This is a genomic window from Amphritea pacifica, assembly GCF_016924145.1.
In the GTDB taxonomy this organism is placed as follows: domain Bacteria; phylum Pseudomonadota; class Gammaproteobacteria; order Pseudomonadales; family Balneatricaceae; genus Amphritea; species Amphritea pacifica.
The window spans coordinates 67,206-88,163 of the sequence record NZ_JAFFZO010000021.1 but is presented as its reverse complement, the minus strand read 5'-3'; the positions used below and the strand labels follow the sequence as shown (position 1 = coordinate 88,163).

Annotated in this window: 11 protein-coding genes; 3 read left to right on the top strand and 8 right to left on the bottom strand. The window is 50.5% G+C overall.

Annotation, left to right across the window (positions count from 1 at the left end):
* Positions 1-7 precede the first annotated feature (7 nt).
* From JW499_RS13410 to JW499_RS13380, 7 genes are all read right to left on the bottom strand, one after another.
* The gene (locus JW499_RS13410) at positions 8-541 is read right to left on the bottom strand and encodes a YfiR family protein (protein ID WP_205211085.1); all 534 of its coding nucleotides are present in this window, start codon (positions 539-541) and stop codon (positions 8-10) included.
* On the bottom strand, positions 538-2,463 hold the full coding sequence (locus tag JW499_RS13405) for a TonB-dependent receptor plug domain-containing protein (RefSeq protein WP_205211084.1): 1,926 nt from the start codon (positions 2,461-2,463) through the stop codon (positions 538-540). Before JW499_RS13405 ends, JW499_RS13410 begins: the two co-directional genes overlap by 4 nt.
* 474 nt (positions 2,464-2,937) lie before the next feature.
* Positions 2,938-6,066 carry an EAL domain-containing protein gene (locus JW499_RS13400; RefSeq protein ID WP_205211083.1) on the bottom strand — a complete coding sequence of 1,043 codons (3,129 nt, stop codon included), beginning with the start codon at positions 6,064-6,066 and terminating at the stop codon, positions 2,938-2,940.
* A gap of 6 nt (positions 6,067-6,072) precedes the next feature.
* Positions 6,073-9,222, bottom strand: coding sequence for a PAS domain-containing protein (locus JW499_RS13395; protein WP_205211082.1), 3,150 nt, complete (start codon positions 9,220-9,222; stop codon positions 6,073-6,075).
* A gap of 8 nt (positions 9,223-9,230) precedes the next feature.
* Entirely contained in the window at positions 9,231-13,103 is a 3,873-nt protein-coding gene (locus JW499_RS13390; protein WP_205211081.1) for a hybrid sensor histidine kinase/response regulator, read from the bottom strand.
* Between the two features lie 786 nt (positions 13,104-13,889).
* Positions 13,890-14,507 carry a PAQR family membrane homeostasis protein TrhA gene (gene trhA, locus JW499_RS13385; RefSeq protein WP_205211080.1) on the bottom strand — a complete coding sequence of 206 codons (618 nt, stop codon included), beginning with the start codon at positions 14,505-14,507 and terminating at the stop codon, positions 13,890-13,892.
* 41 nt (positions 14,508-14,548) lie between these two features.
* Positions 14,549-14,854: a DUF1840 domain-containing protein gene (locus JW499_RS13380; RefSeq protein WP_205211079.1), complete on the bottom strand. Its 306-nt coding sequence runs from the start codon at positions 14,852-14,854 to the stop codon at positions 14,549-14,551.
* 288 nt (positions 14,855-15,142) lie between these two features.
* On the opposite strand from JW499_RS13380, the gene tadA reads away from it, so the two are divergent.
* The 3 genes from tadA to JW499_RS13365 all read left to right on the top strand — a co-directional run bounded on the left by tadA (position 15,143) and on the right by JW499_RS13365 (position 19,722).
* Complete coding sequence (gene tadA, locus JW499_RS13375; RefSeq protein ID WP_205211078.1) at positions 15,143-15,670, top strand: tRNA adenosine(34) deaminase TadA; 528 nt, start codon at positions 15,143-15,145, stop codon at positions 15,668-15,670.
* A gap of 315 nt (positions 15,671-15,985) precedes the next feature.
* On the top strand, positions 15,986-16,705 hold the full coding sequence (locus tag JW499_RS13370; protein ID WP_205211077.1) for a substrate-binding periplasmic protein: 720 nt from the start codon (positions 15,986-15,988) through the stop codon (positions 16,703-16,705).
* 38 nt (positions 16,706-16,743) lie between these two features.
* The gene (locus tag JW499_RS13365) at positions 16,744-19,722 is read left to right on the top strand and encodes an EAL domain-containing protein (protein ID WP_205211076.1); all 2,979 of its coding nucleotides are present in this window, start codon (positions 16,744-16,746) and stop codon (positions 19,720-19,722) included.
* Between the two features lie 3 nt (positions 19,723-19,725).
* On the opposite strand, the gene JW499_RS13360 is transcribed toward JW499_RS13365, so the two are convergent.
* On the bottom strand, positions 19,726-20,925 hold the full coding sequence (locus JW499_RS13360; RefSeq protein ID WP_205211075.1) for a M14 family zinc carboxypeptidase: 1,200 nt from the start codon (positions 20,923-20,925) through the stop codon (positions 19,726-19,728).
* Positions 20,926-20,958: the final 33 nt, after the last annotated feature.

Below are 20,958 nucleotides of genomic sequence, written 5' to 3'. Positions count from 1 at the left end.
GATCTGGTTATCTCATGGCTACGTAACGTGCCAGTTTAAGCAGTCGGGCACTAAAGTTCATATTGGCTGCATGTGCCGCTTTCAGATTGATATCAAAGGCAATCCGGTTATGCCGGGCACCCATCTCAATCATTATTCCATGGTCGGCGAGGCCTTTCGAGTCGCTAATGGTCAGAATGGGGGCTGAGTTCAGTTTTACCAGCAGTCGATCAATCTGTTTACGACTGCTGCTATCTACGAAGAGGGCACGACAGAATCCCCAATCATCAGTGACGGATACGTGCGAAATGGCAATCACGACGCCATCACGTATCGGTTTATGATTCAGGCGCGCCAGCTCTCTGTCCAGAGAGGTATGCCCGACAATACAGAAGTGGAAGGGCTGGTTCGGCGGTGTCGGCCACTCGGTAAAGTGCAGGAAGTTGTAGATATATGCCGCTTTCACTGAGCGCTCATCTTTTTGCGTCTGTGCCTGAGCCAGGGTGTATGGCGCAAAGATCAGTAATATCATTAACAGAGGCGTGAGCAGGCGTATTCTCATTGGAATATGTACTCCGCCTGCAGCCAGAACGTGCGCCCGACCTGAGCTTGAAGGCCAGAATCGTTTGAGGTGTAGGCGACTTCCCCATAATGTGTATCGAACAGATTCCGCACGGCGAACGTTAGTTTTGTGTTTGGTAGTGTATTGGATGATGTCAGTGTCAGATCGGTGATGGAGTAACTGTCAGCGTAGCCCTCGTTAGATAATTTTGCGCGTGTGCCTGTGTAGCGTAACGCCAGGCTGGCGCGTAACTTTTCTTCCGCCAGAGGCAAGGAGTATTGCAGTTTGCCAATAGTGCGGGGCACATTAGGCATATCGTTGCCGCTGTCATCCTGAGCTTGCTGCCAAGTGAGGCTGGCTCGTAATGTCTGGCCTCCAGGCCATTGCCACTCGGACTCCAGTTCTGCACCGGTGATGTCCTGGTACTTGCTGTCTGAAAACTCGTCAGGCCGGTCGACGCGGTAATGATACAGAGAGCTAAGGAGACGGTAATCGTCCTTTTTGTGCTCTACCACTAACTCTGATGTCCGTACTCTGGATGGTTTGGGAATCTCACCGTATATATCAAATATTGCAGCAAAACGGTTTGCCTGGCCATAAGATAGCTTGACCGTGAGGTCGTTTCTGGGGATATAGATCAGGGCCAGGCGGGGACTGATCGAGTGTTGCCGGGAATGCAGTGACAGGTATCGGCGTTTGTCGTAGCGGCCGCCGATGCTGGCGGACAGAGTCGGTGTCAGGTCCAGGCTGTCTTCAACGTAGAAACTCAGAGTATCAGCGTTGTCTCGGTAGGTGTATGCATCTGTCAGATCACCGGATGCATAATAATATTCACTGGCATCTGCGTGTGAGTCGATATGATACTCGCTTCCGAGGAGTATGCGGTGACCCTCCAGTCCCAGATAGATCAGTTTTCCGTCGACACCATACCAGCGTCCCAGCGTCCGAAAAAAATCTTGTTCGTCGAACGTGACGTAATTTTCCGACGCGGTATAGCGGTATTCGCCATGATAAAGCCGGGTGATGGTGCGCCAGTTTCGGTCTAAATCGGACTCGTAGCTGATGTTGATAAAGCGGTTGCGATCTTCAATCCGGAAGTTGTCTGTATCTGGGGCGTCGAAGTCGAACTTTCTCCATCCCTCTGCCGAAGCCGCTTCCACCGACCAGTGCCCAAGGCTGCCTTTTAAAAACAGGTGTTTGCTACTGTTTTCGGGGCTGTGATCGGGGTCGTCGTTATAGTAATGCTGGATACCATCATTCTGTTGATACGAGGCAGACAACAGCCACTCTGCGCCGTTGCTGAATCGCTTGCCCCAGGTAATCGTTCCCTCCCGATCCTGTTGAGAGCCGCCGGTTACGTCTACGACCGTGCCGTCGATATCGCGCCCTCGTCGGGTGATAATGTTGATGACGCCGAGAAAGGCGTTATTACCATAGATCGCCGATCCGGGACCCGGGGCGTACTCCACGCGTTCGATCAGTGAGGTATCCAGATAACCTTCGTTGCCGGTGAAGATCTGATTGTAATAGTTATCTGCGGCGGAGTAGCCATCAATCAGTAGCTTGATGCGTCCGGCATATTCGCCGGGTGCTCCGTAGCCACGTCCGCCGAGAAAGTCGTAGTCGCGGTCCCGGGTGATATGGATTCCGCGCATGCTATCGAGTATCTCGCCGATGGTTCGGTAGCCGAAGCGAGCGATATCATCAGCAGTGACCACCGATACCGCTGATGGGGCATCGACCACCTGCTGGGCAAAATGTGCAGTGCTGATCACTTCCGTTTGTGACAGTTCTTCCAGTGACAAGTCCGTGAGGTCGGGGAGATCTGCTGTTGATGGTTCTGCGCCCTGGGTAATGGTGGAAACGATGGTCAGAAAACCGATCAGTAACCGGCGGCTGAACAGAGCAGATCTGTTCAGCATGGGCCTGAACACCCTGCGGGAGCATGGGGTAGTTGATATAAAGGGTGAAACATGTACTGGCCATAATAGTTATTATTAGATTATCTGAGGCTATGTTATACCTTATTTTTTATATGGGTGTTTATGCGTGGAATATTACTATCATCATTTTGGGTAGAATATGTCGTGAAATAGTGATTTTTGCCGTTTTTTACACTCATCTTGTTGATACTTAAGTGGTGCTTGTTTGCGGTGATGCGTCTATCAAATAATCATAGTTGCTGTTCAGGCAGAACGCTGTGCCCCAACATATTACTGGTTCATCCAGTTGGTGCGTAGGCGTTCATTTCTTCATTCCCCAGGGACCGTGAATGAGAGCTGCTTTCAGAGTTTAAATATATTATATTCAGGCTCCTTGTTCCGCATTACTGAATCGTCCTGCTTTTGCCAGAGCGGTAGCATCGCGGAAAGCATAGGAACCTGTTTGTTATCGCCTTAGTTATGGCGCGCCACAAACGCTTCAAATTCTGTCACCGTTATTGGTTTACTGAAGAGATAGCCCTGATAGTTTGTACAGCCATGCTGTTCCAGAAACTGCTTCTGGGCTTCGTTTTCCACGCCTTCAGCGATAACTGACAGCTTCAGGCTTTGTGCCATAGTGATAATCGTTTGTACCACCACCGCATCATTGTGACTGTCCGGTAAAGTGCTGATGAAGGATCGGTCAATCTTGAGTTGTTCCAGTGGTAGCTGAGTCAGGTAGGATAGCGATGAGTAACCGGTACCAAAATCATCCAGTGAAAACTCCACGCCCAGGGCTCTGAGACTGTGCATTTTATTTATTGAGCACTCGATATCATCGATTAATAAACTTTCGGTAAGTTCAAGCTTTAAGCGCTTGGGCGATGCCCCGGTTTCCTCCAGTATCTGACGTACCTGATCCGTAAAGTCGTCCTCGCGAAACTGGCACTGACTGACATTGACCGCCAGATTCAGGTTCTGAAAATAGGGTTGATCTGCCCAGACTTTCAGCTGTTTGCAGGCGGTTTCCAGAACCCACCTGCCAACCTGTAGGATCAGTCCGGTTTCCTCGGCCAGCGGGATAAACTCATCGGGACGTACCATCCCGCGTTCTGGATGCTTCCATCGCAGTAACAGTTCTGCGCCGATAATATCGCCCTGCTCATTAAACTGAGGCTGATAATGAACCAGGAACTGTTGGTCCTCGATAGCGTATCGTAACGCGGTCTCAAGGGTTGCACGCTCAATCACGGTTGCCTGCATTTCAGGGTCGAAGAAGCGTAGTGTATTTCGGCCATCGGCCTTGGCCTGATACATTGCAATGTCGGTTTGTTTTATCAGGTCATGCGCGGTGTTTTTAGTGTCGCTAAACAGGGTAATCCCCAGGCTTGTGGTTATGTGCTGTTTTTGCCTGTCGATGGTATAGGGCTGATTCAGGCTATGTAGTATCTTTTCCCCTATTTGGCGGCTCTGTTCGGCGGCTTCCTGAAGGTCAGAACTCAGGTTTTTGAGCAAGATCATAAATTCATCACCACCAAAACGAGCGACGGTATCGCCTTTACGCACACAGGTCATCAGTCGTCGGGCAACATCGATCAGTAACTGATCTCCGGCATCGTGACCACGGGTATCATTCAGGGTTTTGAAGTTGTCCAGATCGATGAGCAGCAGGGCCCCTTTGTGCTGGCTGCGATTTCCGGCGGTTAATGCCTGATCCAGCCGGTCTAGCAATAAGCGGCGGTTTGGTAGCAGGGTCAGCGGGTCATGGTAGGCAAGGTGCTCAATCTCTGCCGCGGCCTGCTTTCGTTCTGTGATATCCGTCAGGGTCCCGACATAATGAGTAATGTCACCACAGAGGTTTTTCACTGCTGTAATATTCAGCCATCCAGGGAAAACCATACCATTTTTACGACGATTCCAGATCTCATCCTGCCATACACCATCTCGTTTAATACAGTCCCACATCTTTTGAAAATAAGCGTCATCATGGTAATCCGATTTGAGTAGATTCGGCGTTGATCCGATCACTTCCTCAGATGTATAACCGCTGATCTTCATAAAAGCAGCGTTGACACGCAGGATCTGTTTATCGGCATCGGTGATGATGATACCTTCCTGGGCTTCGAATGCTGTGGCTGCAATTCTGATCTGTTCTTCGGCCTTGTCATGTTCGATACGTCTGCGCAAAGTGACGATCCCGAAGGCCAGATCCCCTGCGAGCTCTGACAGCAAGCGCTGTTCCTCTTCAGTGAAGGCATCGGTTTCAGTTGAGTAGATATTCAGAACACCGAAGGTGTGCTGGTGCTCATCTTTCAGGGGTAACGCAATGGATGATCCATAACCGAATTCAGCGGCGATATTAATCCAGGGTTTTCCTCTACTCTCTGTCGTAAAGTCATTGACGCAGGTAATCTCTCCGCTACGCAGGGTAGCACCGCTGAGACCATGATCGTGATTTGTCCAGGATTCTTGCAGTCGTTCAATATAGCCTTGATGGGTGCCTGGTCCTGCCGAGGCCACGGGGCTGAAGGTATGGGTTGAACTGTCTGCCTGTAGTCCCACCCAGGCGAGAAAGTAACCGGCCTCATCGCAAATAATATGGCATATGTCATCCAGCAGTTGCTGTTCGTTTTCAGCGCGTACCAGCACCTGATTACAATCACTGATCGCCCGTAATTCGCGGTTCAGGTGTTTTAATGCCGCTTCATCCTTTTTCCGTTGCGTGATATCGCGGCCGATGGCCAGCACTGAAACAGTGTTGCCGAAGGGGTCACGTTCCGGAGCAAAGCGGACAAAGTGGCTATGGAGTTCTCCTTCTGTATGGCGCAGGGTCAGCTCCATCTCTGCAGGTTGTCCGTTTTTCAGCACCTCGCGGACTTTTTCTTCAAATTCCAGGGTCTTTCGATTGTTACTGTGGCCTGTCAACTCGGTCGGCATCTTGCCGAGTATCTTTTCTGTAGGTAATCCCAGCGTTTGGGCTAATGAGGGGTTGCAATAAATGGCGCGGCATTGATGATCATAACGGACAATACTGTCAGGAGAATTATCGGACAGGTTGCGATACTCCTGCTCACTTCTGACAAGGGCTATCTGAGTATTTTTTCGCTCGATAATCTCTTTTTTTAAATTTTCGTTAGCTTGCGCTAACTCAACCGTGCGCTCGACAACGCGTTGTTCCAGATCCTCTTTCGCTTCCTCCAGTTTCAGGGTTAATGCCCTGAGATGCAGGTGAGTGGAAACGCGTGCTAAAACCTCCTCCTGTTGCAGTGGCTTGGTGATGTAATCTACACCACCTTCCTTAAACCCTCTGATCTTATGATCCGTTTGCGTCATCGCAGTCATAAATATCACCGGGATATCCTGGGTTTTTTCGTCGGCTTTCAATAAGCGACAGATTTCATAACCATCCATACCCGGCAGCATTACATCCAGCAGGATCAGGTCGGGAAGCGTCCGCTGTGCGATCTTGAGCCCTATCTCACCGGTACTGGCAACCTTGATTTGAAAACCGGATCGGGCCAGATGCTCAGCTACCACCGCCAGGTTAGCCGGGACATCATCGACAATCAGAATACTGTATTTATGTGGATCAACGAAGTTCATGCCTGATCAACTTAAAAATTGTGTTAGAAAAGCTTCGATATGCTCCATATCAAATCTATTAGCGAGTTTCTGTAACTGATGTGCGAACGGTACGTAGGCCTCATTTTGTGTTTCCAAACGCTTTGCCAGATCCTGAATGGCAAAAATCTGTCCATCTTCTGCTAATCGTTGCAATCGCTGCAACGTTTCCAGTGGTGGTGCAATCCGGACCGGTTCGGAATCGGCCGCTACCTCAGCGTAAATCCACTTAAGCTTACATTGTTTAGCTAGTATATCCAGCAGGTGCTGAGGCTTGATCGGTTTGGGTAGAAAGGCGTCACAGCCAGCATCTACGCTTTCTCTCATATTTGAATTCGCCACACTGGCCGAAGTCGCAATAATAAACAGATCTTTTAACTCAGTCCGTTGTCGTATCTCCCTGGATATTTCAACTCCGGACTTTATTGGCATTACCAGGTCTATCAATAGAACATCTGGCCGCCATTCCAGGGCCATGTCCAGTGTCTGTTGTCCATCTTCGAGTGTTTTCACTTCAAAGCCCAGAGGCTCCAGCAGGTCTAGCAGTAGCAGGCGGTTATAGAGTTTATCATCAACCACCAGTATCTTCCGGTGCTTGCCTTCATAGCCCTGAATGTCACAGATCTTTGGGGAATTATCCTCTTCAAGCACTGCATTGGTCACTGATAGGGGGACATCAAACCAGAAGGTACTACCCTGGCCTAATTCACTTTCTACCTGTAACTGGCCCCCCATTTCCTGTACCAGTTGCTGACTAATGGTTAAACCCAGCCCGCTTCCACCCGAATGCAAACAGTCTTCACCTATCTGCTCAAAGGGCTCAAAGATATGCTCTAAATGCTCTGCGGCAATACCTATGCCGGTATCCTGCACACTAAAACGCAGAACAGCTTCCGTTTCAGGAACCTGCTTCTCATCCAGCATTTGGACGGTCAGTGTAATGTCACCCTGCTTGGTAAATCTGACTGCATTGCTTAATAAATTAAGTAATATTTGTCGCAAACGTGTTTCATCAGCCGCAACCACACAGGGCAGGGCGGTGAGCTTCACGTAGGTCAGTGTGAGTTTTCTGGCTTGGGCCTGAAAGCGGACAAGGTCCAGAACTTGTTGCAGGAAACTGGGCAGATGGAATATAGAAGAATAGATCTCAAGTTTGCCCGTTTCAGACTTTGCCAGGTCGAGAATGTTATTAATGAGTGTCAGCAGGTGTTCGCCGCTACGCTCCATGATGGTCAGGTCATCAACCATTGGATCAGTCAGCCCCACCCGTTTTTTGAGAATGTAAGCGTAGCCTAAAATCGCATTTAGAGGGGTGCGAAGTTCGTGGCTCATATTGGCCAGAAAAACACTTTTGGCACGGTTGGCTAACTCTGCTTTTTCCTTGGCTATCTGCAGTTCTTCGGTACGTTGCAGAACCTCTTCTTCGAGATGAAGACGATAATGTCTCAGTTCATCCTCTTTCTGCTTCTGCTCCGTGATATCCCGTCCTTCCGGGATCAACTGTATAACCCGGCCCGAGGGGTCGGTGACGGGTGAAAGGGAAAAATCGATATCGTGTGTATTGCCGTCCCTATCTGTGTGGGTCACCTCGAAGCGCATAAACTCTCCGCCCGCCACCCGCCGGATCGCATCCCTTAGCTGTTGTTGAAGTTCAACGGAATGGGTCCACCAGGGCGTTTCCCAGAACGGTTTACCTATGATCTCGTTTTCCTCGATGCCGATAAAATTTAATGCAGCGCGGTTGGCTTTCAGGGTTGTTCCATCGGTTGATAACAGACCAATAAACTGGAATGTCTGGTCAAGGATTGCCTGTACTCTCTGTTCGCTGGCACGCAGCTCCTCCTGCATCTGCAGACGTTCAGTCACATCGCGTGAGAGAACAAGAAAGCTTGCTTCTGCATCGTGATCTTCAGATGGTTTTTTTGATAGTGATAGCTCAAACCAGTGTGTTCCCTCGGGTAGATCCAGGCGCAGGGTATTTCCCAGCGAGATACCTTCCACATCCGCCTCGCGGATGGCGTTCATACAGACGTCAGCTGCTTCAGGCGGGAGGATCTCATAAACCGTTTTGCCAATCAGTTCCTCTCTGGGGGCCGCCAGCAGTTCTGGCTGCCGCGTCCAGATATTGAGATATCTTCCCTGTGCATTAACTTCAATCAGGATATCCGGTATGGCGTTAATTACTCCCTCGCTAAATGCCAGGGCTTGTTTGAGTTGCAACTCTGTCTCTTTATGTTGTGTGATGTCGGTCAGCGATACGAATACCTTGGAGAGGGACTCCTCATAACCGGGGCAGACGGTCAGATTGACCGACACATTCCGTGGCTCACCATTAAGTGTTTTTACCTCCGCATCGCTGCTCATCCTGGTATTACCGTGCCACAGCTGGATCAGCTCATGGCGAAATGAATCGAGCGATTCGCGGGTAAAGGTATTAATCAGTCCAGCCAGCAACTCTTCTTTAGTGGTTGCCCCATGTAACCTCAAGGCTGCTCTGTTGACATCAACGATTTTGACCAGCTCTGCGCACTGCCGGACGATGTCTGGATGCTGCCTGAAATGGGCTTCGATATCGCTCACACCGCTATCCCGAAGATCATCGAAAACTCTCTTTATTGCTGAAAAATCATCCTCCCAGGTGGGCGTCGGAGAGTTCTCGAAGATCAAGCGATACCTGGCTTCGTTGTCCTTCAGGTTATTAAGGTTTTGGATACTCTCGAGGGAAACTGCCAGCAGGGACAGCAACATCTCAATCTCAGACCTGTGCTGTTGGGTAAAGGTATTCCCGGTCAGGTCATTTTCGAGGTAGACGACACCGAGAGACGCCGCCTTATCTCGAATCGGTAAACAGATAAGTGACTTCGGCTTTGCTTGCAGCAGGTGTCGGTCATTAACAAAGTCTCCGGCGCTGCTGTCCACATCAGCCAGAAATACGCAACTTCCCGTTCGATTCACATAGCGGGTAATCGATTCGGCAACACCAGGCATAGACGCTGATGGCGCATGTTGAACTTCAATCTCTCCATGTGCGTTTGCCCTGGCAAAAAATTCAAGGCCTGGCTCGATAGACAGGTAACCTTTTTGTGCTCCCGCATGCTGCATAACACGGTATAGAAAAGATTCAGCAATTTTTTCCATAGGTCTCTTCATCCCATGAAAGATCTGACAAAAGCGATTATTCGTTGCATCTCAAATCCTTTGGCGAGTTTCTGTAGTTGCTGAGCAAATGGTATGTAAGCGTCACTCTCTTCCTCCAGACGAGTAGCCAGCACCTGGATTTCAAAAATCTGCCCCTGCTCGGCCAGCTCAAGTAATTCTTTAAGCTGTTCGCTGGGTGGTGCATTCATGGGAACTTCAGTTTCACCATCTGCATCGGCGTAGACCCAGGTCAATTTCAGCCGTGCTGCCAGCAGATCAAACAGGCGCTGCACCATGATCGGCTTGGGTAGGAACTCATCAAAACCGGATTCATAACTTTTGCCCCGATCTGATTCTGACACACTGGCCGAGACAGCGATTAAAAACACGTCCTTTAACTCAGGCCTATGGCGCATCTCGTGCGCTGCATCAAAGCCAGATTTAACCGGCATCACCAGATCCATTACGATGACATCTGGCCGCCATAGCAGGGCCTTATCTATCGCCTGTTGCCCATCTTCGGCTTCGTCCAGTTCAAAACCCGCAGGCTGCAATAAATCGACCAGCAGCTGTCGGTTAAACAACTTGTCGTCAACCACCAGCACCTTGCGTCGGACCCCCTCATAACCCACAACAGGACCCTGTCGCAATAAAGACTCTTCCCCGGAGCCTCTCTCCGACACCGGCAGGGTCAGGTCAAACCAGAAGACACTACCCTTGCCCGGTTCACTTTCAACCTGCAATAGCCCCCCCATCTGCTGCACAATCTGCTGGCTGATCGCCAGACCCAGCCCGGTTCCTTCTTCTTGCCTGAGAGCCTCTCCGGTTTGCTCAAAGGGCTGGAAGATCCGCTGCAACTGATCTGCGGCAATGCCCACACCGCTATCTACCACCCGGAAACGCAAGCTGATATCTTCTACTCCCCCGTGCTGAGCCTGTTGCAGCGCCTCAGCCGTCAGGGATACGCTGCCTTCATCGTTAAACTTCACCGCGTTACCCAGCAGATTGAGCAGGACCTGGCGCAGGCGTGTCTCATCCGCTACAACCATATCAGGCAGGGGGGAAAGGCTCTCGAAGGTGAGTGACAGATTTTTTTCCTCGGCCCGAGCCTGGATAATGCCCATAATCTGGCGTAAAAAGCTTGTTAGATTAAAGGGGGCAGGATGAAGTTCAAGCTTACCCGATTCAACCCTGGCCAGATCGAGTATATCGTTGATCAGGGTCAACAGGTGCTCACCACTGTGCTGGATGATATGCAGGCCAGCGTGGGCGGAGCCGCTGACCTCGCGGTTGCGATGAAGAATGTCAGCATAGCCCAGGATGGCATTCAGCGGGGTACGTAATTCATGACTCATGTTGGCCAGAAAAACACTTTTGGCCCTGTTCGCCGCTTCTGCTTTCTGCCGATCTTGCTCAGCCGCTTTCTCGGCGATTTGTAACTGCTGGTTCGACTCGGTTAATTCTCGGGTGCGTAGCGCCACTTCTCGCTCAAGTTCCACCGTTTTCTTGCGCAGATTCCTCAGACGATAGCGATACCCGGCCAAAATAAGGGCGACGATAAATACAGCAACCAGAACCCTGAACCACCAGGTTGCCCACCAAGGTGGCAGGATGGTGATCTCAAGCGTAGTCCCGAGCTCATTCCAGACGCTATCGTTGTTGGAGGCCTTGACGCGAAAGGTATAGTCACCCGGATCGAGATTGGTATAGGTGGCGTGTCGATTCGCGCTGTTGGTGGATATCCAGTTCTGGTTAAAACCCTCCAGTATATAGGCGTATTGGTTTTTTTCCGGTGCGCGATAGTCTAAGGCGGCAAATTCCAGACTGAGCGAGAGGTAGTCGTAAGGCAGGGTGATATGCCGGGTATAGCTGATACTCTGCTGTAATGGGGAGTCATCACCGATCGCGACTGGCTTGTTAAGCAGTTGAAGTTTGCTCAGAACCACCGGCGGAGGAGTCAGGTTGTCAGGCAACTGATCGGGAAAGAAGCTGTTGAAACCCTTGGCCCCGCCGACGAATATTTCGCCACTGGGGCTGGTATATCCGGCAGTCGGTTCCAATGAATTGCTTAACAGACCATCATTTTCGTCATAGCGACGCAGGCTGCCGCTGTCTGGGTCAAAACGTGCCAGGCTTTTGCCGGCAATCACCCAGAGATTACCGTCAGCATCATCGGCCAACACAGCGCTAATCTCTGGATAGGTGGTGAAATGCTTGCTCGCAGGATCATATTGGTTCACCCCGCTGGTGGTCGCTACCCACAGCGTGCCTTGCCGATCCTGATAGGTTTGATGACTGGTAAGACCGCTAATGCCATGCTGATCGGGGGTGAAGTTCACGGCTTTCTCGGTTAGCGGATCGAACAGACTAACCGACGCATCGCCACCTACCCACAGCTTGCCATCAGCTTCGGCCTTCACATAGTTCAGATTCACATTGTCCGGCATGCTGTGCGGATTGCTTGGGTCGTAGGTAAAACGAGTAAAGATACCGCTGTTGGGGTCGAAGCGGTGTAAGCCTGCGCCATACACAGCCAGCCACAGGTTACCCTTTGTATCGAGTTCCACGCCGGAGACCCAGTCGCTGGCCATCGCGTTGGGATTAGCCAGGTCGGCATGGTACTGGGTCCAGGTTTTGCTACTGATGTCAAACTTGTTCAATCCTGCAGTGGTGGCGACCCACAGCCAGCCACGTGGATCATATAGGATGTCGAAAACATTATCGTTACTCAGGCTGTTGCGGTTGTTCGGCTCAGCCTGGTAACGCGTATAGACATTGTTCTCCCGGTCAAAGCGCACTACGCCCTGATCCCACATAGCGATCCAGAAGATACCGTCCTTGTCCTGGGTGATTTCACGCACCCGGCCCGCCGGTAACGAATTCGGGTTGTCCGGTTGATGCTGGTAGCGGGCGAAGCGCTGCCCATCAGGATCATATCGGTTGGCGCCCCCCATGCTGCCAAACCACAGTGCCCCATTGCGGTCTTCGGAGAAGTACAGGCCGAGGTCATTGCTAAAACTGTCCGGGTCATGCGGGTCGCTCTGATAGCGTATGAAGTGCTGTTTTTGCTCATCAAAGCGGTTCAGGCCGCCACCCCAGGTGGTGATCCACAGGTCACCGCGGCTATCACGCTTCATATCGACGACATAGTTGTGGCTCAGACTATGGCTGTCGGTTTCATCGTGCATATAGCGAATGGAGCTGCCGGTGGCAGGATCGAAATGATTGAGTCCGTTAGCCGTTCCAACCCAGAGTGTGCCGTCGGGATCTTTCCATATCGTATCGACACCGTCGTCGCTCAGGCTATCTGGATCATCCGGGTCGTGCCGGTGGTGGGTAAAGACGCCGCTCTCCGGATCGAACTTGTCGAGTCCGCCACCGAAGGTACCCACCCAGAAGCTGCCATCGTTATTTTGAATGACCTGACCCGCAACCGTGGCCCCCAGACTGGTAGGATCATCCGGATTATGAAGGTAGTTAGTGAATTGCTCGGTAGCCGGGTCAAAGCGGCTCAGACCATCGAAGGTGGAAACCCACAGGATACCATCACGGTCCTCATACAATAGCCACAGGGTGTCGTTGGCCAGGCTGTTGGGGTTGTTTTTATCGTGTTGATAGTATTTCCAGCTATCGTGTACCGGGTCATATCGAACCAGCCCTGCGCCATAGTTGCAGAACCACAGGGTGCCATCACGACCTTCGAGCATCGTCTGGTAGAACTGCGGCGTGCTTTTGCTGTCCTTGGCCTGGGGCATGAAGGTGGTCATCGTTATGCCGTCGTAGCGGTTAATGCCTTCGACGGTGGTCATCCAGATAAAACCCTGGCGATCCTGCAGCACGTGGAATACCGAATTGTGTGACAGACCGTCATCAATGGTCATGTGGTGAAAGACTGGTGTAGCGGGCAGACTTTTAAGAGGATTCGCAGGCTGAATCGTCGGTGAAAGGGGGCTGGGCTGGGCATAAAGAGCAGTAATGGTACTGCCGAGTAGTATGATAACCGCCAATTGTATAATTTTTGTTATCGTGACTGTGGCTTTCATCGGCCTTCTCAATCATTCTGTTCTGTTATCTGCCTAGTCCTCCCTGACTGAGTGCAATATTTATGGTTAACAATACAGTTAATATCTGTTCTTCAAAGCGTAGCCTGGTCGGTGCTGATCCATTCGTTGCAATCTACAGTACAGTGATTGGTTGCTGTGTTAAATAAACCTGGCTATTTAAACTCACCAAACTGACTATTGAAGTATCTTCTACATTAAGGCTTTGCAGTATGTCTCAGATCAACCCGATTTGTCATATTTCCTTCAGCTTGAAATAGAGCTCTTAAGGCATCATCAGAATAATTTTTGTGTATATTGATACTTATAAATTCAAACGAAGATTTACACTGGGTGGAGCATGCTTTGTAATTGGCCCGTAAGGCTGCTGAGGTAGATGAATTGCCAGTGAGCCGTCGTTGGGCCGGATGGTAATTGGCGAGGAATGGTGCCTGCCGATCATGCAGGCATGACCCGACCGCTTATGCGGAAATAATGGCACTACGTGCAACGGCAGCGAAAACTGAAAACTATTGACTTAGCGGGGCGGCGCTGCATGTCACCCTGGCCGAGGTGAAACTGTTGTTATCAGAGGCTTATTAGCCTTAGTGAGGGTGCTTACAGGTCTCAGATATAAACCAGAATTGCAATATAGTGGCTGATGCTGCCCCCCAGCACGAACAGATGCCATACCCCATGCATCCAGGGGGAACGATGGTCCAGAGCGTAAAACAGAATGCCCGATGAGTAGAGAATGCCGCCGGTTAACAGCCAGAGAAAACCTGCGGCAGGCAGCACTGCGAGCAATGGTTTTATTGCCAGCAAAATTAACCAGCCCATTACAAAATAGAGAGTCATTGGCAGCACCCGCCTGCCGCGCTTGGGACGTGCAACGAGTACCACTCCCAGTATGGCCAGGCTCCAGACTGCACCGAACATCCACCACCCCACAGTATTTTTAAGGGTAATCAGCATGAACGGAGTGTAGCTGCCGGCGATCAGCAGATAAATGGCCTGATGGTCGAGCATGCGAAATATCCGTTTTGCTCGCCCTGGGGGCAGGCCGTGATAAATAGTTGATATTGAATAAAGCAGAAATAATGTGGTGCCATATAGACTGAACGCTACGATGTGGTACAGATCACCGCGCCGCAACCCGATCAGAACCAGCGCAACCGCGCCCACCAGCGCCAGTGCCGCGCCAATCAGATGTGAAATGCTGTTAAACCGCTCGCTGCCGTCCATAATGGATGCTTACGAATGATACTGCTATCCGCTGAATTAGATTAAGTCCCGCTGCTGTCCCACATCACGTTGCAGTGATCTTTAGCTGCCGCCCTGAGCAGCTCTATCACCGGCAGGGCACGATGGGCGAGGCTGACGTCAGGTTCATCGTCATACCCGCTCTCTGTGGGCGTTTGCTCCCCGTAGGCGATCGCTTTTTCCAGGCTTGCTAATGCCATTGGAACATCATCAGCCAGCAGTGCACCGGGTACTGCCTCGCTATGGCCCATCATTTTAAGTAGCCTGATGGCGACATCGCCAAACAGGGTAATGTTCGCGTAGGCGGGACAGGAAAAGGTTACAAGCATAAATACCTCCTTTTTTCTGAGCTTTGCCTGATAATAGACTCACTTTCATAACTATATCGTTGCATATTCATTACCAGAGCGAAACTAATAAAACTCAGGGCATTTGAGAAACAGGTGAGACTGTATGACTCTGCAGAGCAGGCTTCGCCATGATCTACAGTTTGAGTGAGGGAACGAAGAATGCCCGGGGCAGTAAGATGATCGACTTCTGACTAACATCTCTTATTTAATATTTTTTCTGTTGAAGATTCTGTGCCCCCGCTGTGATGGTTTTGGTATATTGCATCTATGAATGAGATAAATGATATTCGCTGGATGGAGCATGCCCTACAACTGGCTAAGCGGGCTTCTGATGCCGGTGAAGTGCCTGTAGGAGCGGTTGTTGTCCTGGATGGTAAGGTGATAGGCGAGGGCTGGAACCAGCCGATCTGCGGACATGACCCTACCGCTCATGCCGAGATTATGGCGTTACGTGATGCCGCCACTCGTATCGGTAATTATCGTTTGGTGGGCGCAACGCTCTACGTCACCATTGAGCCCTGCACCATGTGCGCAGGTGCCATTATTCATGCCCGGGTGGAGCGGGTGGTATTTGGTGCCACCGAACCCAAGGCTGGAGCGGTTATCAGCAATGCTCTTCTGTTTGATCAACCCTGGATAAACCACTGGCCAGAATATCTGGGGGGGGTCTTAGCCGAGCGTTGTAGTGACGCTATCAGTGCTTTTTTTCGCCGCCGCCGTTCAGAAAAGAAAGCTGAGAAAAACGCTGCTCAACGTTTGTCAGCTGGTGCTGAAAAGATTACAGCCCCGAAATAAAATATCTCAGGTAGATCTCTTTTCTGTCTGGAGTTTTACGGATGTTGAACGAAATATAGTTTTTTAGTCTGTTCAATGGATTCTGATAAAACTGTTTCAGATCAATCATCAGTCTCTGTTAAGTACGATACGATCTTTGCCCCGGGCCTGACATTCGATGATGTTTATGAAATTTATCGGATTATTGGCCCGATTACTCAAATCGGGTTGTAAAGATTGATGATTAATACCTGGCTTGAATACAAGCCTGTGGAATTTTCCTATACTCGATGACTCTGGTTTTTACTGGGTAAGGGCGGCGTTTTTCGGAGGCATATGAGTAAAGTATTTGTCGGACTCTTGTTGGGGGTGCTTATCGGTATTGTGCCGTTGAACAACCAGGCAGCTGAGAAAATGGTGCTTGTGTATGGGTATCCTGATGTATCTGTCTGGACCACAAAACGTGACTCTGATGGGCAACTGAAAAATCCGCTTCTGACCGTGGCGGAAAAATTGTTCAGTGAGGCCGGCGTCGAGTGGCAGAGCAGGGCGCTTCCCGCCAAACGTTTGTTTAAGTATCTGCAGGAGGGGATCATACCTTTCTCTATGCTGGTTCGCGCATCAACTCTTGAGGCATGTTGTCTGTTTAGTGAACGGCCTGTTGCCAGTACGGAGTTACGAGTTTTTAGGCGACAAGCTTCTCAGTCAGTAAACGCGCAGGAAGATCTGGCCGGTAAACGTGTTATTACTATCCGTGGTTACAGTTATGGTGGGCTTGGTCAGTATCTGCGAGATCCACAAAATGGCGTAATCATCCAGGAGGCAACGAGCCACGCTGAGGCCTTTTTGCTCTTTGAGCGGGGACGCGGCGAATATCTGATTGATTATCAGGGTCCCGCTGAGGAAGTACTGGCTGAGCAACCCGTAGCGGGTACTGTTTACGATACCTATTCCCGGTTGGATGTTTTTTTAGTGCTATCCCGGACGTTTCCGGATGCGCCTGCAGTGTTAAAACGGCTTGAGGCTGTGATGACTCAGTTGGAGCTGGATGGATAAATGCAGTCGGAGTGACCCTCACCCGTTAGTTGAGGATAATGACAATAGCTAGTTACGACGAACCATCACAGAAGAGCGTAGATTCATCTGCTCATGCGAAAGGTAGCCCTCCCTCTTTTGCCTCCCGATCCTGGGCAGGTATTGGCTGGCGTTTGCTAGTCAATATCCTGTTGTTCAGCTCCCTGATTACTCTTGTACTGACTTTGGTTCAGCTTTATATCGATTACCGGATGGGTGTTTCTGAGATCGAGCAACGCTTCTCTGATATTCAAAACGGTTATGTCGAAACGGTTTCAGTTAGTTTGTGGAATATGGATAGTGGCCTTCTGCGAAGTCAGCTTGAGGGCGTGGTCAGCTTGCCTGATATATCCCGGGCAACCGTCGATGAAACCGTTAAAGGGGTTTCGAACAGCCTTTCGATATCAGTGGGAGAGGTAAACAGCTCAGGGGTGCTAAGCAGAGAGTACCCCCTTGTGCATGAAGAGCCTGGCGGAGCGAAGCAGATCGGGGTTCTGACGGTTTATGCGACGCTGAGCGGCATCTATGATCGCTTGCTGGAAAGGACGTTTGTTATTTTGATAAGCCAGGGTATTAAAACGTTTGTTGTCTCCTTTTTTATTCTGTTTCTGATTCACCGTTTAGTCACTCGCCATCTTGTTAAAATTTCGGAATTTTTGTCCCGTACGGGTGAACAGAATCGCTTTATGCCGATGACACTTGATCGAAAGCCTCCTGGAAAGCCTGATGAACTCGATCATATGGTAACGTCCTTCAACTATATGCAGGGACGACTGGGCAGTGCCCTCGATCAGTTGCACCAGGCAAACGATAATTTGGAATTGATTATCGATGAGCGAACCCGGTCTTTGCAGGAAGAGATGGCCGAGCGAGAGGAAGCACGGCGCTCATTGCGCATAAGTGAGCAACGTATTCGTGACATTGCAGAAACCGCGTCAGACTGGTTTTGGGAGATGGATGGCGATCTGATGTTTACTTTCATCTCCAGGCGCTTTTCCGAAATAACCGGGGTCCCCTATGAAAAGTTATTGGGTAAAACCCGACAGCAACTTGAAGAGGCGGGGATTTTAGAGATTGGAGGTGAAGTTAAGCAGGCGCTATGGCAGGCACTGGAACAGCATCAGCCTTTTTATGAGCTTGAGGAGCGAGTGATCGCTGAGAGTGGGAAAATTCATCATATCCAGATAGGCGGAAAGCCTGTCATCGATGAGAATGGCCAGTTTGTTGGTTATCGCGGGGCTGGCCGGGATATTACCGTCCGTAAAGTGGCTGAGGAAGCGATTCGCCGCTCTCACGATGAACTGGAGGTATTGATTGAGAGCCGCACGGCTGAGTTGCGTAAGCTATCACAGGCAGTGGCGCAGAGCCCGGTTTCGGTGATTATTACTGATAGGGATGCACAGATCGAATATGTCAACGAAGCTTATCTGATGCAATCAGGCTATCAACTTGAAGAGGTGTTGGGGCGGACGCCAGCGATTATGCGTTCGGAAGAGACGCGTGAATCTGTTTATCGTGATATTTGGGGGGCGATAACTGAAGGGCGGGACTGGTCTGGCGAACTACTCAATAGAAAGAAGAGTGGTGAGCAGTTTTGGGTGCAGGCACATATATCTCCGGTTAAGGACCCCGAAGGGCATATCACCCATTATCTGGCGATAGAAGAGGATGTTACGCTGCGTAAGGAACAGGAACAGCGCATTTTACATCAGGCGCAATACGATGCACTGACCGATCTGCCCAACCGGATGTTGGCGGTGGATCGTTTAAATCAATCGATGAAAATAGCACAGCGCGAGGCGCACAAAGTAGCGGTGGTATTTGTCGATCTGGATGATTTCAAAAAGGTGAATGATACTCTGGGGCATGATGCGGGAGATCAGTTACTGGTCGAGGCTGCCCGACGGATGGAAGGGGTCTTGCGCGGTGGGGATACCATTGCCCGGCAAGGTGGCGATGAGTTTCTTGTGGTGCTGGGGGGGATTCAGCAGACCAGTGATGTCGAAAGGCTAGCGCAAAAAATTATTTCTGCGTACTCAGAGCCCTTTTTGGTGGAGGGCGTTGATCTAGTGGTGTCTCCCAGTATCGGGATCTCGATTTACCCGGAAGATGGCGAGGATGCTGCAATATTATTGCGCAATGCTGATGCCGCTATGTACCGTGCAAAAGATGAAGGGGGTAGTAGCTATCATTTCTATACCCTGGCTATGAATGAGCAAGTCCGGCACCGCCTCGAAGTCGAGGGGCACCTGCGTCATGCCTTGGAGCGTAATGAGCTGGAAGTTTATTACCAGCCGATCGTGAATACCGTTACCCGACAGGTATCCGGTGTCGAGGCTTTACTGAGATGGCACAGCGAAACCCTGGGGGCTATCGGTCCCGATACGTTCATCCCGATAGCTGAGCAGACCGGTATTATTAACGACATCGGTGACTGGGTATTGACGACGGGAGCGCGACAGATCGCTGATATAAACCGGCGCCTGGGTCTGTCGTTAAAGTTGGCCGTTAATGTCTCCCCTCGTCAGTTCAGGAATAATAGTATCGTTGCATCGGTACTGAAAGTGCTTGAATCAGGTATTGATCCGTCGATGCTGGAGATCGAAATAACCGAGGGGGTCTTGCTGGGCAATCATCCGGAAACCCTGGCGCTGTTGGCCGAACTGAAACAGATGGGTATTGACTTGTCGATGGATGACTTCGGTACAGGTTACTCCTCTCTGAGTTACCTGAAAAACCTGCCGTTTGATCGTATTAAAGTTGATCGCAGCTTTATCCGTGACATTGAAACCGATAAGGAGGATCTCGCGTTGGTAAAAGCTGCGATTATGATGGCCAGTGGTTTAGGCCTGGAAGTGATCGGGGAGGGCGTTGAGAGCGAACCTCAGTATCGGGTTCTGGCGGATATTGGTTGTGATTACATACAGGGATATCTGTTTAGTCAACCCGTTGACGCCCAGGCGTTTGAGGCCTATCTTCGCCTGCAGATGACAACCTGAGCGTTACTGTCGAACTTGCAACCCGTTATCCGACCCGCTTTTGAGGGGGTCCTTGCGGGCCAGCAAAGAGCCATCGCCTTCGGTACGTTGTTTTACCCATTGAATGAGATCACTCCACATTCTGTCGATGTCGTGCTGACTGGGCATAATACCGGCGTGCTTGAGTTCGATGGTCATTACCGGGATCTGTTTGACAAACCAGCCATAGTTACCCAGTGAACCCGGGTATGTGCCCAGCTGTTTAAGATGCAGCGGCCCCAGTTTCCTCGGTGGTGTGATAGTGCCATCATAATCGAGAATGCCGTGAGGTGCGTGAACGGAGACAATCACGTCAGGCTTTAGTTCCTCAATAAGCTGGTGAATTGCTCTGGTTTCAGGTTCGCTCAGGGGTTTTGTGCCCGGGTAATAGCGGGCCCGTTTTCTGGCGTAGGTTTGCCAGTGTTGCAGGGGATCAATGGCGGTTTCTGCCGGGATGAAGTTACGGTTAAGGTCGACATTGTTGGCGTTTACCCGGGTTGATTTTGTTTGCAACAACCCGTCGGGATTGGCCAGAGGCATAAAGTGCCAGTCAAAAATACCGCTATGGTTTTCCTGTAAAATTTTCAGCCATTTAAACGAGATACTGACGCTGGAGTATTCATCGCCGTGGATGCCGCCCAGGAACAGAATTCTGGGGGCTTTTTCCGGTTCAGGATAGGCAGGAAAATGTTTTTCCAGCAGAGGCAGGTGACGGTTTGAGTAAAACCGTGGAAGATTAAACTCTGCGGCGAGGCAATCAGCGGCTGAGACGCTTCCCAGCTTGTCACCGATCTGTTTACAGATACTGATAACATCCTCATAGGGCCCGGTTTTAGCGACAGGCTTTGTGACTTTAGCCGTTAAGCCTGCGGTGGGCGCATTGCCTTGTTGAGGAGAATGGGCGTCAGTACTGTTGGTATCAGAAATATCAGTTTTTGAGCTTATTCTTTCTACGCGTTTGGTTTCTGAGCTGTTAATTACCGGGCTTTTGGTTGTCGCGATGGTTACTTTATCGACGACAGCGGTTGTATCTGTTTCTGCGGTTGTAGTGGCGCTGCTGTTTATTGTTTCTGGCGGCGCTTTGCTGTCAGTTTTGTGATTGTCAGGGTGACCTGCTTCCGGAATCGTGGTGTCAAAATACAGAGAAAGAGGATCTTCCGGTTCGGCAAGGCTGTATGGAGCCATGTTGAGAGTAAGTCCGGCGACAAGTATCGTTAT